Annotated in this window: 10 protein-coding genes, 1 pseudogene and 1 riboswitch; of the genes and pseudogenes, 8 read left to right on the top strand and 3 right to left on the bottom strand. The window is 63.5% G+C overall.

The features are described 5' to 3' along the window. Window positions 1-242: 242 nt before the first annotated feature. A complete protein-coding gene (locus ACVOLZ_RS04025; protein WP_481515143.1) occupies window positions 243-1745 on the top strand; it encodes a VWA domain-containing protein in 1503 nt (500 codons plus the stop codon). Window positions 1746-2010: 265 nt separating this feature from the next. On the opposite strand, the gene ACVOLZ_RS04020 is transcribed toward ACVOLZ_RS04025, so the two are convergent. Next, complete coding sequence (locus ACVOLZ_RS04020) at window positions 2011-2820, bottom strand: DUF2884 family protein (protein ID WP_481515142.1); 810 nt, start codon at window positions 2818-2820, stop codon at window positions 2011-2013. 270 nt (window positions 2821-3090) lie between these two features. Further along, a riboswitch (cobalamin riboswitch) is annotated at window positions 3091-3308 on the top strand. A gap of 271 nt (window positions 3309-3579) precedes the next feature. On the opposite strand from ACVOLZ_RS04020, the gene ACVOLZ_RS04015 reads away from it, so the two are divergent. The 6 genes from ACVOLZ_RS04015 (at window position 3580) to purU (ending at window position 10859) form a co-directional block, all read left to right on the top strand. Continuing rightward, on the top strand, window positions 3580-5889 hold the full coding sequence (locus ACVOLZ_RS04015; protein ID WP_481515147.1) for a ribonucleoside-diphosphate reductase subunit alpha: 2310 nt from the start codon (window positions 3580-3582) through the stop codon (window positions 5887-5889). Between the two features lie 172 nt (window positions 5890-6061). Then, complete coding sequence (locus ACVOLZ_RS04010) at window positions 6062-7081, top strand: ribonucleotide-diphosphate reductase subunit beta (protein ID WP_481515141.1); 1020 nt, start codon at window positions 6062-6064, stop codon at window positions 7079-7081. Between the two features lie 270 nt (window positions 7082-7351). Next, on the top strand, window positions 7352-7756 hold the full coding sequence (locus ACVOLZ_RS04005; protein WP_481515140.1) for an acyl-CoA thioesterase: 405 nt from the start codon (window positions 7352-7354) through the stop codon (window positions 7754-7756). A gap of 11 nt (window positions 7757-7767) precedes the next feature. Then, complete coding sequence (locus tag ACVOLZ_RS04000) at window positions 7768-8628, top strand: NAD-dependent protein deacetylase (protein ID WP_481515139.1); 861 nt, start codon at window positions 7768-7770, stop codon at window positions 8626-8628. Between the two features lie 74 nt (window positions 8629-8702). Further along, a complete protein-coding gene (locus ACVOLZ_RS03995) occupies window positions 8703-9812 on the top strand; it encodes an NADH:flavin oxidoreductase/NADH oxidase (RefSeq protein ID WP_481515138.1) in 1110 nt (369 codons plus the stop codon). Window positions 9813-10007: 195 nt separating this feature from the next. Next, window positions 10008-10859: a formyltetrahydrofolate deformylase gene (gene purU, locus ACVOLZ_RS03990; protein ID WP_481515137.1), complete on the top strand. Its 852-nt coding sequence runs from the start codon at window positions 10008-10010 to the stop codon at window positions 10857-10859. A 6-nt stretch (window positions 10860-10865) separates the two neighbouring features. On the opposite strand, the gene pncA is transcribed toward purU, so the two are convergent. After that, complete coding sequence (gene pncA / locus ACVOLZ_RS03985; RefSeq protein ID WP_481515136.1) at window positions 10866-11486, bottom strand: bifunctional nicotinamidase/pyrazinamidase; 621 nt, start codon at window positions 11484-11486, stop codon at window positions 10866-10868. 252 nt (window positions 11487-11738) lie between these two features. Then, window positions 11739-12073: pseudogene (locus ACVOLZ_RS03980) on the bottom strand (SMR family transporter). Between the two features lie 368 nt (window positions 12074-12441). Here ACVOLZ_RS03980 and ACVOLZ_RS03975 point away from each other — a divergent pair. Then, on the top strand, window positions 12442-12789 hold the full coding sequence (locus tag ACVOLZ_RS03975) for a DUF3307 domain-containing protein (RefSeq protein ID WP_481515135.1): 348 nt from the start codon (window positions 12442-12444) through the stop codon (window positions 12787-12789). Window positions 12790-12850 lie beyond the last annotated feature (61 nt).

The following is a 12850-nucleotide window of genomic DNA, read 5'->3' as shown; positions in this document are numbered from 1 at the left end:
GCCATGCTCGGCAAGTGGCATTACCGGTAGAGCCTCTGCCGAGCATGGCTCGGCACTACGCTCGAAGCCCCTCTCCCGTTTACGGGAGAGGGGTTGGGGTGAGGGCAGCTTTTCGCTGGTAAAGCCTCTGCCGAGCATGGCTCGGCACTACAGGTGCATTCCTCGCCTTAACCCCACTCCCCATCCCCAACCGTTCCTATCCCCGTACGCCGCATCACGCGGCCCGCATGGGAGCAGCAATCATGGCTAGCGCAAAGGGTTTAAACCGGGCGGCAGTTCGCAACATGGCATTGGCTGCGGCAATAACGTTGTTGATCGGCCTGCCGGTAGCCGCTGCGGTCCGCCATACCCCGTTCCCGGTGACGGACAACACCGGCGACCTCAAGGCGCCGGCCACACAGCGCACCCGCCAGACCCAGCCCAACTTCCGTGCGCCGAACGGTACGGTCTGCAGCGATACGCCGGTACTGCGCGAGGTTGCTGATCCCAGCCCGAGGCCGCAGCAGCACGACATCGCTGCGGGCGAGACACGTCTGCGTAGGGGTGACAGCTACAGGGCATCCACCAAGATGATGGCGCCGCCGTCACCAGCAGCACCGCCGGCCCCACCGCCGTTGGCAGTCCGTGCCGAGGCCGCTGCCGATGCCAGTTATGCGGCAGCGGAAATGCCGATGGCTTCGATCACCACCACTGGCAACATGCGCCAGCAACAGGTACCCGTCACTGCCGGCGTGGTCGATGACAATGCCGACTTCACTGCGTTCCAGCAGTTCCTGCAGCGCCATGAAGAAGCCAACAATCTTGGCCGCGATGTCAACGTGCGCCAGCGCCTGCAGGTGGTCGATGCGCAGGGCCGGCCGGTGCCGGACGCGGAAGTGGCGGTGACCGCCCGCAACGGCGCGCGGATGTGGGCGCGTACCGATGCTGGTGGTCAGGTCTGGGTACACCCCAATGCCTTTGACGACCGCGATTCAGCCAGCTACCAGGTACAGGTGCGGCGCGCCGGCAAGACCGTGACCTCGACCCTGCAGCGCGGGCAGAAGAATGCCGTGCAGGTGGTGGTGGCCGATGCGCCGCTGCCGGCGCGCGCCAAGCTCGACCTGGTGTTCATGGTCGATGCCACCGGTTCGATGGCCGATGAAATCGACAAGCTGCGCGACTCGCTGCAGGGCATCGTGCGCGACATCGCCCAGCTGCCGTCCAACCCGGACATCTGCCTGGGACTGGTGACCTACCGCGACCGCGGCGACGAATACTTTGTGCGTGGCTGGGACCTGAGCGACAACGTTGCTGGCTTCCAGAAAGTGCTGAATGGCGTGCAGGCCAATGGTGGCGGCGATTACCCGGAAGCAATGAACGAGGCCTTCGACCATGCGGTGCAGGCGATGAACTGGCGCGGTGCCTCGACCACTCGCCTGCTGGTGTCACTGGCCGATGCGCCGCCGCACATGGATTACCCGCAGCCGCGTTACGAGCAGACCATGCTGGCGGCGCTGGGCAAGGGCATCAAGGTATTGAGCGTGGCGGCATCCGGCCAGGACACCACCGGTGAGATCGCGCAGCGGCAGATCGCGCAGTACACCGGCGGGCGTTTCATCTTCCTTACCTATAAGGATGCCCGTGATCCTTCCAGCGGCCCCGGCAGCGAGACTGTGCACGAAGTTGAAAACTATTCGGTCGATACCTTGGACAAGCTGGTGGTGAAGCTGGTGCGCGAGGAGCTGGCGCAGTTGCCGAAGGGATGAGCTTCTGCCCCCTCCCTTTGCCGCAGGCAAGGGGAGGGTTGGGGAGGGGTAAGCTTTGGGGTCGTTCGTCCATTGCCAGCTTCGCGGCGCACGCCGCTCCTACAAAGCCAAGCCCTGTAGTGGGGGGGGGGGGGGGGGGGGGGGGGGGGGGTGGGGGGGGGGGGGCGGCCGCGCGGGGGGCGCGGGGGCGCCCCCCGAGTGTGGGTGGGGGCTCTAGCTGTTTGTGTCGGTCCCGAGCTGGTCGCGGCACTACCAAAAGCGGGTTTTACCTCGCTGGCAGCGGGATGCTGTTGTCCTGGCCGTGCTCGCGCGCCGCCATCGTCGCGCCATCTCCGTTCACACGCATCATCTGCAGCGGCTGGCCATCAAGACGGAACTCCAATGCCGACTGCAAGCGGTCCAGTGCCTGTACCTGCGTGCACAACGACCGCGCGTGCTGCTCCAGGGCGGCAGCGCGCCCTTCCAGGCGCTGCTCAAGTTCGGCATCTAGTTTGTCTGCGCGCGCATCCAGTTTGTCCTCGCCACCGGTAAATACCGCCCATAGCATGCTGCGCGCGATGGAGCCGCTCAGGCTTTCGGCAGCATCCTGCACCCGGGTTTCGAACCCTTCATTGAACAATTCCTGCTCCCAGCGGCCGCGGCCGATTGTCTGCTCGACAAAGCGTTCGGCCTCCTTGCGCAACTTGCGGACCTTGCGCGAGTTGGCGTTGCCGGTCAGGCCTTCGTAAACCGAGTCCAGTGTGTCGAAGCTGATGCCAACCGACTCGTTGGCGATGCCGGTGACCGCCGGCATCAGCTGGCGCACGCCGTTCTCCAGTGCGCGCAGGCGTTGTGCATCGGCGGGCGATACCGTCTGCATGCGGTTGTCTATGCTCAGCTGGCCGTCGTGGAACACGATCTCGCGCATCGGCAGCGTATCGCGGCGCAGCCAGATGCCGCCGCCGTCGACCAGCACGTCGTAGTCGGTGGACACGCCGCATTGATCGGCGGAAAGCTCCGGCGCCTTGACCGGTGCGGCCATGGCCGCCAGCGGTAGCAGCAGGGCCAACGAAGTGGCGATGGGCGGCAGGCGCATGGCGGGGAGCTCGTGGCGGGAGGGTGCGGCCAGCTTGGCGGTTCGCGGCAAGGGCGGCGCCGGCCGGAAGTCATACCCGTAAATTTCATCAGAAATTTACGTAATCAAGACAGGTGGTTTCCCTACAAAAAAACTCTGCAAAAGGCTTGACTGCGCACTCCGTTCCAGCAGGTTGCAGTGTCCGGCCGGGGCGGCAGACAGTCCAAGCCTTGTGCCGCAAGGCTTGGCAAAGAAATACTAGATTTGGTGTTGACCCTGTCATACACCCCCACTATCTTGTGCTCCGTCGGTTCTGGCGGGATTTTTCCGTCGGATTAATAGGGAAGCTGGTGATGCCTTCAAGGCTAGTCCGGCACTGCCCCGCAGCGGTAATTGGGAACGACCCCGCCAACAGCACTGAGGCAAACGCCTTGGGAAGCGGCGGAGTAGGAGAAGGCCCCCGCCTTCCTGCCCATGAGTCCGAAGACCTGCCGACAGCCACGCGATGCACACCGCGTGGTGCCGGCTGCGGTGTCTTCGAGGGGAAGACGGCTGGTGACGTGGTGCTGTGGCTGCTGCCGACTCTTGGTCGTGCGCTGTCGCGGCTGCTGCGACGCCGTCCTTCCATGCTCGCGGTTCCGTACCGGCTCTGCTTCCTGCGCGGGCAGGAGCTGCGTGCATAACGTTTGCAAGGACACCATCGTCGTGACTGCCACTCATACTGACGTCGCTCCGGCTGAAGCCGGTTTTGAACTGACCCCGCCGCCGACCGCCACCGCCATGAGCGTGACCAAGCGCAATGGCAGCACCGAGCCGGTAGACCTCAACAAGATTGTCCGCGCCATCCAGCGTTGCTGCGAAGGCCTGCACGCGGTGGACCCGATGCGGGTGGCCACGCGCACCATCTCCGGCCTGTACAACGGCGCCAGCACCCAGGAACTGGATGAGCTGTCGATCCGTACCGCCGCCCTGCTGATCGGTGAAGAGCCCGAGTACGGCCGCCTGGCCGCGCGCCTGCTGGCCAACTTCATCGGCAAGGAAGTCTCCGGCCAGGAAATCCATGCGTTCTCGCAGTCGGTTGGCCGTGGCCACGAAGTCGGCCTGATCAACGATCGCCTGCTCAACTTCGTGCAGGTGAACGCACGCAAGCTCAACGATGCGATCGATCCGGGCTACGACCTGAACTTCGATTACTTCGGCCTGCGCACCATGTATGACCGCTACCTGCTGCGGCATCCGCATTCGCGCAAGGTCATCGAGACCCCGCAGCAGTTCTTCCTGCGCATTGCCAGCGCGCTGAGCGAGGACGTGCCCGAAGCCCTGGCGCTGTACCAGCGCCTGGGCAGCCTGGATTACCTGCCGTCCAGCCCGACCCTGTTCAATGCCGGCACCAGCCACGAGCAGCTGTCCTCGTGCTTCCTGCTGGACTCGCCGCAGGATTCGCTGGAATCCATTTACGACCGCTATGCCGATATCGCCCAGCTGTCCAAGTTCAGCGGCGGCATCGGTGTCAGCTATACCCGCGTGCGTTCGCGCGGCTCGCTGATCAAGTCGACCAACGGTCACTCCAATGGCATCGTGCCGTGGCTGAAGACGCTGGATTCCTCGGTGGCTGCGGTCAACCAGGGCGGCAAGCGCAAGGGCGCGGCCTGCGTGTATCTGGAAACCTGGCATGCCGACATCGAGGACTTCCTCGAACTGCGCGACAACGCCGGTGACGACTCGCGCCGTACCCACAACCTCAACCTGGCCAACTGGGTGCCGGACCTGTTCATGCAGCGCGTCGAAGCCGACCAGGAATGGTCGCTGTTCGATCCGCGCGTGGTGCCGGAGCTGACCGACCTGTTCGGCCCGGCCTTCGAGCAGGCCTATGTGCAGGCGGAAACCCAGGGCAAGGCGCGCAAGACGGTGTCGGCACGCAAGCTGTACTCGCGGATGATGCGCACCCTGGCCGAGACCGGTAACGGTTGGATGACGTTCAAGGACAAGTGCAACCTGGCCAGCAACCAGACCCTGCGCGCCGGCAACGTGATCCATCTGTCCAACCTGTGCACCGAGATCCTGGAGATCACCTCCAACGACGAGACCGCGGTCTGCAACCTGGGCTCGATCAACCTCGGCAACCACCTCGACGCGCATGGCGATTTCGATTTCGAGAAGCTGGCCGAGACCGTGCGTCTGGCCGTGCGCCAGCTTGACCGCGTCATCGACCTGAACTTCTACCCGATCGAAACCGCACGCCGCGGCAACCTACGCTGGCGCCCGGTCGGCCTGGGCTGCATGGGCCTGCAGGACGTGTTCTTCCGCAAGCGCATGGCATTCGACTCTGCCGAAGCACGCGCGCTGTCGACCAAGATCGCCGAAGCCATCTATTTCCACGCGCTGGAAGTGTCCTGCGAACTGGCCCAGGAACGCGGCAAGCACCCCTCGTTCAACGACACCCGCGCTGCCCACGGCGAGCTGCAGTTCGATGCGTGGAACGTGGTGCCGGACGACGTCGAGCGTTGGGATGCACTGCGTGAGCGCATCAAGCAGCACGGCCTGCGCAACTCGCTGATCATCGCGATCGCGCCGACCGCGACCATCGCCTCGATCGCCGGTTGCTATGAGTGCGTCGAGCCGCAGGTGTCCAACCTGTTCAAGCGCGAGACCCTGTCGGGCGACTTCCTGCAGATCAACCGCCATCTGGTGGCCGAGCTGAAGCAACTGGGCCTGTGGACGCCGGAAGTGCGCGATGCGATCAAGCTGGCCGACGGTTCCATCCAGAGCCTGCCGCAGATCCCGGAAACCCTGCGCCACATCTACCGCACTGCATGGGAACTGCCGATGCGTTCGCTGATCGACATGGCCGCCGCACGCGGTGCCTATATCGACCAGTCCGCCTCGCTCAACCTGTTCATGGAAAGCCCGAACATCGGCGCGATGTCGTCCATGTACATGTACGCCTGGAAGCAGGGCATCAAGACCACGTATTACCTGCGTTCGCGTCCGGCCACCAAGATCGCCAAGACCACGGTCAGCAGCTACACCCCGGTGGAAGCCGTGGCCTGCTCACTGGAAAACCCGGAAGCCTGCGAAGCCTGCCAGTAAGCACTGCATAAGCCCCTCTCCCGCCCGCGGGAGAGGGGTTGGGGTGAGGGCGCTCTGAAAGCAAGCAGACCCAAACCTTCAACAACCAACCCTCATCCGCCCCTTCGGGGCATCCCCGCCTTCGCGGGGACAGGCTCTTCTCCCGCAGGGAGAAGGGAAAGGAGAAACCCCCATGTCCAATGAATCCCGTCAAATGCTGCTCGATCCCGGCTTCGAGCTGACCCTGCGTCCGATGCGTTACCCGGACTTCTACGAGATGTACCGCAACGCCATCAAGAACACCTGGACGGTGGAGGAGATCAATTTCCAGATCGACATCACCGACCTGCACCAGAAGATGTCGCCGGCCGACCAGCACCTGATCCATCGCCTGGTCGCGTTCTTCGCCACCGGCGACTCGATCGTGTCGAACAACCTGGTGCTGAACCTGTACCAGCACCTCAACGCACCGGAAGCGCGCATGTACCTGTCGCGCCAGCTGTATGAAGAAGCGCTGCACGTGCAGTTCTACCTGACCCTGCTGGACAACTACCTGCCGGATCCGGAAGAGCGCTTCAAGGCCTTCGCCGCGGTCGAGAACATCGACTCGATCAAGAAGAAGGCGGCGTTCTGCTTCAAGTGGATCGATGCGCTGCAGGAAACCAAGCGCCTGGAAACCCGCGACGACCGCCGCCAGTTCCTGCTCAACCAGATCTGCTTCGCTGCCTGCATCGAAGGCCTGTTCTTCTTTGCCGCGTTTGCCTACGTGTATTACTTCCGTTCGCGTGGCCTGCTGCCGGGCCTGGCGTCGGGCACCAACTGGGTGTTCCGCGACGAGAGCTGCCACATGGAGTTCGCGTTCGAGTGCGTGCGCAAGATCCGCGCTGAAGAACCCGATCTGTTCGACGCGAAGATGGAGCAGGAGGTCTACCAGATGCTGGAAGAGGCCATCGAGTGCGAAGTGCAGTTCGCCGAGGACGTGCTGTCCGGTGGCGTCGCAGGTATCTCCACCCGCGACATGCGCGAGTACCTGCAGCACTGCGCCGACAACCATTTCCTGAAGCTGGGCATGGCCAAGAAGTACAACGTGCGTAACCCGCTGCCGTTCATGGAATTGCAGGACGTGCAGGAACTGACCAACTTCTTCGAGCGCCGCGCCTCCGCCTACCAGGTGGGCGTGCAGGGTGAAGTGGCGTTTGATATGGCGTTCTGATCGACTCCCTCCCTTGCGCGAAGCGCAGGGGAGGGGTGCTTGTCTCCCTCCCTTTCACCGCAGGTGAAGGGGAGGGTTGGGGAGGGGTACTTCGGGCTCTACACGTAGCGCCCGATTGCAGTTTTTTGCGGAAACCACCGGCAACAGCAACAGCAAAGGCACCCCTCCCCAGCCCTCCCCTCGGCTGCGCCGAAGGGAGGGGGCAGAGCACTCACCGGCTGCACAGCTTCGCGGGCGTATCATCGGCGCCAACTTACAGGTGATGCCTCCATGACCCCCATCGTCGAAACCAATCCGCCGGTCGAAGTCCGCATGGCGGAAATCGTATTCCCCAACCACACCAACCATATGGGCACGCTGTTCGGCGGCCAGGCACTGGCGTGGATGGACAAGGCGGCCTTTCTTGCCGCTGCCCGTTATTCGCGTTGCACCGTGGTCACCGCACGCTCGGACCAGGTCGATTTCAAGCTGCCGATCCGTATCGGGCAAATGGTGGAAACCATCGGCCGGGTGGTCAAGGTTGGCCGCAGCTCGATGCATGTGGAAGTCGAGCTGATTGCCGAAGACCTGCACAACGGCGCACGAGAGCTCTGCACCAAAGGCACCTTCGTGATGATCGCGCTGGATGGCGAAGGTCATCCGACCACCGTGCCGGCGCTGCCGACGCAGGCCTGAGCCGTACGGCGATGACCACTTCACCGGCACAGGCTGGGCGCTTATCACCGGCAGTCATTACCGAGCTGCCGCAGTTCATTGCCGGTCACCGGCGTCTGTTTGTAGTCACCGGCGCCGGCTGCAGCACCGATTCCGGTATTCCCGACTACCGCGACAGCGATGGCCAATGGAAGCGCACGCCGCCGGTGACCTATCAGGCGTTCATGGGCGAGGAGGCAACGCGCAAGCGCTACTGGGCGCGCAGCCTGCTGGGCTGGCCGCGCTTCGGCCGCGCACTGCCCAATGGCACGCACCATGCGCTGGCGGCGTTGGAAGCCGATGGTCGCATCGAGCTGCTGTTGACCCAGAACGTGGACTGTCTGCATCAGGCTGCCGGCAGCCAGACTGTGATCGACCTGCATGGCCGTCTGGATCAGGTGCGCTGCATGGGTTGCGAAGCACGCAGCCCGCGTGAGCTGCTGCAACAACGCCTGCTGCGCGCCAACCCCGGCTGGGACGTGCTGGAAGCGGGCATCGCGCCCGATGGTGACGCCGATCTGGAAGCCGACTTCTCCGCGTTCAGCGTGCCTGCCTGCGACGCATGTGGCGGCGTGTTGAAGCCGGATGTAGTGTTCTTCGGCGAGAACGTGCCGCGCGATCGTGTCGCTGCCGTGCATGAGCACCTGCAGCGTTCCGACGCGGTACTGGTGCTGGGTTCGTCGCTGATGGTGTATTCGGGTTTCCGTTTCGTCGATGCTGCTGCCAAGGCCGGTTTGCCGATAGCCGCGGTCAATCTCGGCCGCACTCGTGCCGATCACCTGCTGTCGTTGAAGGTGGAAATGCTCTGCGCCCAGGCACTTGCCTTCCTGTTGGACGGTACCAAGACGCAGTGATCCATCACGCTGGTTGAATCAAGACCGGCTACGGCGTGCAATGAGCGCCCCCACTGTTGATGGACGTCTCCCACGTGAGCACGCTTTTCTCACCGCTGTCGCTAGGTCCGCTGTCTCTTGCCAACCGCATCGTCATCGCGCCGATGTGCCAGTACTCGGCGCAGGATGGGCAGGCCACCGATTGGCATACGATCCACCTGGGCCAGTTGGCGCAGTCCGGCGCCGGCCTGTTGATCATCGAAGCCACTGCGGTCGAGCCACGTGCTCGCATCAGCTGGGCCGATCTCGGGCTCTGGGACGACGCTACTGAAGCTGCCTTGTGCAAGGTGCTGGCCTCGGCACGGCGCTGGTCGAGCATGCCGATCGGCGTGCAGCTGGCGCATGCCGGGCGCAAGGCATCCACTGCGCGCCCTTGGGATGGCGGTGGCGCGATCGCGCCGGAACAGGAGCACGGCTGGCAGGTGCTGGCACCGTCTGCATTGCCGTTCAAGGGCGGTGATCCCATTCCGGAAGCATTGGATGACGCTGGCATCGATGCGGTGGTCGACGACTTTGTTGCTGCCGCCAAGCGCGCGGTGCGGCTCGGTCTGGAGCTGATCGAGCTGCATGCCGCGCATGGTTACCTGCTGCATCAGTTCCTGTCGCCGCATAGCAACCAGCGCGATGATGCTTACGGCGGTTCGTTGGAGAACCGCATGCGCTTGTTGCTGCGTGTATTCGATGCCGTGCGCGCTGTGGTGCCGAGTAGCGTTGCACTGGGCGTACGCATCTCCGCCACCGATTGGGTGGAGGGCGGTTGGGATGTTGCCCAGAGCATCGTGCTGGCCAAGGCGCTGGAGGCACGTGGCAATGATTTCCTGCATGTCTCCAGTGGCGGGCTGGACCCACGCCAGCAGATTCCGGTCGGACCCGGCTACCAGCTGCCGCAGGCGGCGGCGATCAAGGCGGAGATCGGCACGCCGGTGATCGCGGTGGGCCTGATCACCGAGCCTGCGCATGCCGAGGAAATTCTGCTTGAAGGCAAGGCCGATGCGATTGGTATCGCCCGCGGCATTCTGTACGACCCGCGTTGGCCGTGGCATGCAGCGGCAGCGCTGGGTGCGCAGGTGACGGTTGCGCCGCAGTATCTGCGCAGCGAGCCGCATGAGGCGCGCGGTCTATTCAAGCTCGCCGGTCAAGCTTGAACCTGGTGTGGCAGGCTCCAGCGGCACGCAGCCGCTGGAGCTCAGGTGCGGTCATTGGCGGAGCGGCTGGCGGGGCTGACCGTACGCGCAGGCTGAACATGCACGGCTAGCAAACCGTGTCAGCTGCAACTGTTTTTGCCGGGAATCGACTGGAACGGTTACTTTCCACGACCCCGCTGATAAATGTTGTTGGCCATGCGTCCTGATTTCATCCTGACCCTTTCCTGCCCGGACCGCACCGGCATTGTCTATCGCGTGTCCGGCCTGCTGTTCGAAGCCGGCTGCAACATCCTCGATGCGCAGCAGTTTGGTGACGACGAAAGCGGCCGCTTCTTCCTGCGCGTTCACTTCGACATGCACAAGGCCGGTGACGAGCCGGCGGTACGTGCGCGTCTGCAGGGCTTGGGCGAAGAGTTCGCGATGGAATGGGAGCTGCACGATGCGCGCCGCCGCGCGCGCTTGCTGGTGCTGGTCAGCAAGCAAGGCCATTGCCTCAATGACCTGCTGTTCCGCACCCATAGCCGTCAGCTGAAGGTGGATATCGCTGCGGTTGCCTCCAACCACAATGACTTCGCCGGGTTGGCTGGTTCCTACAACGTGCCATTCCATCACCTGCCGGTGGACGCCGATAACCGCGAGCAGCAGGAACAGCAGATCGTCGACCTGGTCGAGCGCGAGCGCATCGATCTGGTGGTGCTGGCGCGTTACATGCAGATACTGTCGCCGCGACTATGCCAGGCGCTGTCCGGTCGTGCGATCAACATCCACCACAGCTTCTTGCCCAGCTTCAAGGGCGCGCAGCCGTACCACCAGGCGCATGCGCGTGGGGTCAAGATCATCGGCGCCACCGCGCACTACGTAACCTCGGATCTGGACGAAGGCCCGATCATCGAGCAGGACGTGGCGCGCGTGGATCATGCGATGACGCCGCGTGACCTGGTGCAGCTGGGCAGTGATACGGAATCGCAGGTGCTTGCGCGTGCGGTGCGTCGCCATGTCGAGCATCGCATCCTGCTCAATGGACATCGCACCGTGGTGTTCCGCTGACCTGAATCAGCCGATATGAATCCCGCATTCGTTCAAGGCGATGCGGGTGGCGGCATCGTTGGCTGCCGATACCGGACGGGTCAGGTCCCAAAGGAAGCGCACGGCAAAACCGCTGATGGCGGCGTCCTGCGCGCTCCACAACACGCAGTAGTCACGTGCCAGTCCGCAGACGTGGACTTCACGGATACCACGCTCATGCAGCCAGCCTGCCAGGCCGGTTGGCGCTCGGGTGGCTTGCGGGCCGATGTTCTCGCGGAACGCGCTATAGGAGTCCACTTCGCGCTGGCTGCCTTTGCGCAGGATCAGGTCGGCATGCTTCCACTCAACGCGTGCATCCAGCGTCGCACCGGCAGTGCCTTGCACGCAGTGGTCCGGCCACAGTGTTTGCGGTTGGCCATGCAGTTCGATGGAGTCGAACGGCTTGCGCCCAGCGTGCTGGCTGGCGAACGAGGCGTGATCGGCCGGATGCCAATCCTGGGTGGCAACCACGGTTTGATAGTGACGCGCATCCAGCAGTGCAGCGATGCCGGGCACGATGGCGTCACCGTGCTGGCAGGGCAGGGCACCGCCGGGCATGAAATCCGGTTGTAGATCGATAACCAGCAGCGCAACGTCTGTTCCGTACATCGACAACTTCCTGACGCGGGGGACGCACAGTTTAAGGCAGTGCCGATCAATGCCACGTAGTGCCGAGCCATGCTCGGCAGGGGCTTTCCCAGCGGACATGTAGGAGCGGCGTAAGCCGCGAAGCAGGCAAGAGCCAAGTCACCCCTCCCCAGCCCTCCCCTTTGCTACGCAAAAGGGAGGGGGCAAAAGCGGTAGTGCCGAGCCATGCTCGGCAGGGGCCTTACCAGTGATCCCCGCCGGAGCCGCGCCAGCTCAATGCGCCGACGAGCGTGAGAACAGGTTGATCACCAGTACTCCGGCGCAGATCAGGCCGATACCGACGATGGCCGCCGCATCTAGCTTCTGCTTGAACACGAACAAGCCGATCAGGGATATCAGCACAATGCCGACACCGGACCAGATCGCATAGGCGATACCGGTAGGGATGATTTTCATCACCAACGCCAGCAACCAGAAGCACACGCTGTAACCGGCCAAGGCACCAACGGTTGGCCACATAGTCGGCTCATGCCATCAGAAGCCTTGAGCAGTGAGGTGGCGAGCACTTCCAGGGCGATGGCACAGGCCAGCAGTGCATAGGCGTTCATGACGGTACTCGAAGAAGTGTTCGCCAATTCTAGCGGCGCAGTTCTTACGTCACCGGACTCTTACGTCACCGATCTAGACTGGGCCTGCCATATCGACCCAGGTCCATATGGCAGGCGCCAAGGCAACAAGCACAAGGAACAGGGAGCAACGAGCCAAAGGGGGCGGGAGTGCTGAAGATTGGGGCTGCGGTGGGCACGCGGGGAGCGTGCCGGCAGGCCGATCTGGTGGCGACCGCGGGCGGGCCATTGTTCGAGTGACGGGTTTGCGCGTTGTCGGGTGTAACTTCCCCGGATGTTTGTGCAGCACACATCGCACCAGTGCCCCGAGTGGTGCCAGACTCCGATCCACGTCCCAACTCAAACAACAGATGGCCCACTACGCGCTGCTCCAGATGTTTTTGTTGTTGATCGTCGCCCATGCAGTGGCCGACTACCCCTTGCAGGGCGAATTTTTGTCACGCGCCAAGAACCGGCATGCGCCGGTGCCCGATGTGCCGTGGTACCAGGCACTGGCTGCGCATGGAGTCATCCATGGTGGCGCGGTGGGCTGGATCACCGGCAGCATCGTGCTTGGGGTGCTGGAAACTCTGAGCCACATGCTGATCGATGATCTCAAGTGCGGTCACCGCATCAGCTACAACGTGGACCAAGTCCTGCACGTGGCCTGCAAGGTACTGTGGCTGGCGTTGTTGTTGCTGATGCCGGATCTGCCCTGATCAACGCCCCGGTGTTTGCCTTGGACAGCCCTGATCCAGTTGGATCGCGGCGGCCTGTCCG

The sequence above is a fragment of the Stenotrophomonas sp. STEN020 genome (genome assembly GCF_056760195.1).
Note: the sequence above shows the minus strand (reverse complement) of the source record. Positions and strands in the feature narration are given on the sequence as shown.

Excerpts from the sequence above, each read along its gene's own strand:
- ACVOLZ_RS04025 (WP_481515143.1), top strand. The coding sequence starts at position 243 with ATGGCTAGCGCAAAGGGTTTAAACCGGGCGGCAGTTCGCAACATGGCA.
- ACVOLZ_RS04020 (WP_481515142.1), bottom strand. The coding sequence starts at position 2,820 with ATGCGCCTGCCGCCCATCGCCACTTCGTTGGCCCTGCTGCTACCGCTG.
- ACVOLZ_RS04015 (WP_481515147.1), top strand. The coding sequence starts at position 3,580 with ATGAGCGTGACCAAGCGCAATGGCAGCACCGAGCCGGTAGACCTCAAC.
- ACVOLZ_RS04010 (WP_481515141.1), top strand. The coding sequence starts at position 6,062 with ATGTCCAATGAATCCCGTCAAATGCTGCTCGATCCCGGCTTCGAGCTG.
- ACVOLZ_RS04005 (WP_481515140.1), top strand. The coding sequence starts at position 7,352 with ATGACCCCCATCGTCGAAACCAATCCGCCGGTCGAAGTCCGCATGGCG.
- ACVOLZ_RS04000 (WP_481515139.1), top strand. The coding sequence starts at position 7,768 with ATGACCACTTCACCGGCACAGGCTGGGCGCTTATCACCGGCAGTCATT.
- purU (WP_481515137.1), top strand. The coding sequence starts at position 10,008 with ATGCGTCCTGATTTCATCCTGACCCTTTCCTGCCCGGACCGCACCGGC.
- pncA (WP_481515136.1), bottom strand. The coding sequence starts at position 11,486 with ATGTACGGAACAGACGTTGCGCTGCTGGTTATCGATCTACAACCGGAT.
- ACVOLZ_RS03975 (WP_481515135.1), top strand. The coding sequence starts at position 12,442 with ATGGCCCACTACGCGCTGCTCCAGATGTTTTTGTTGTTGATCGTCGCC.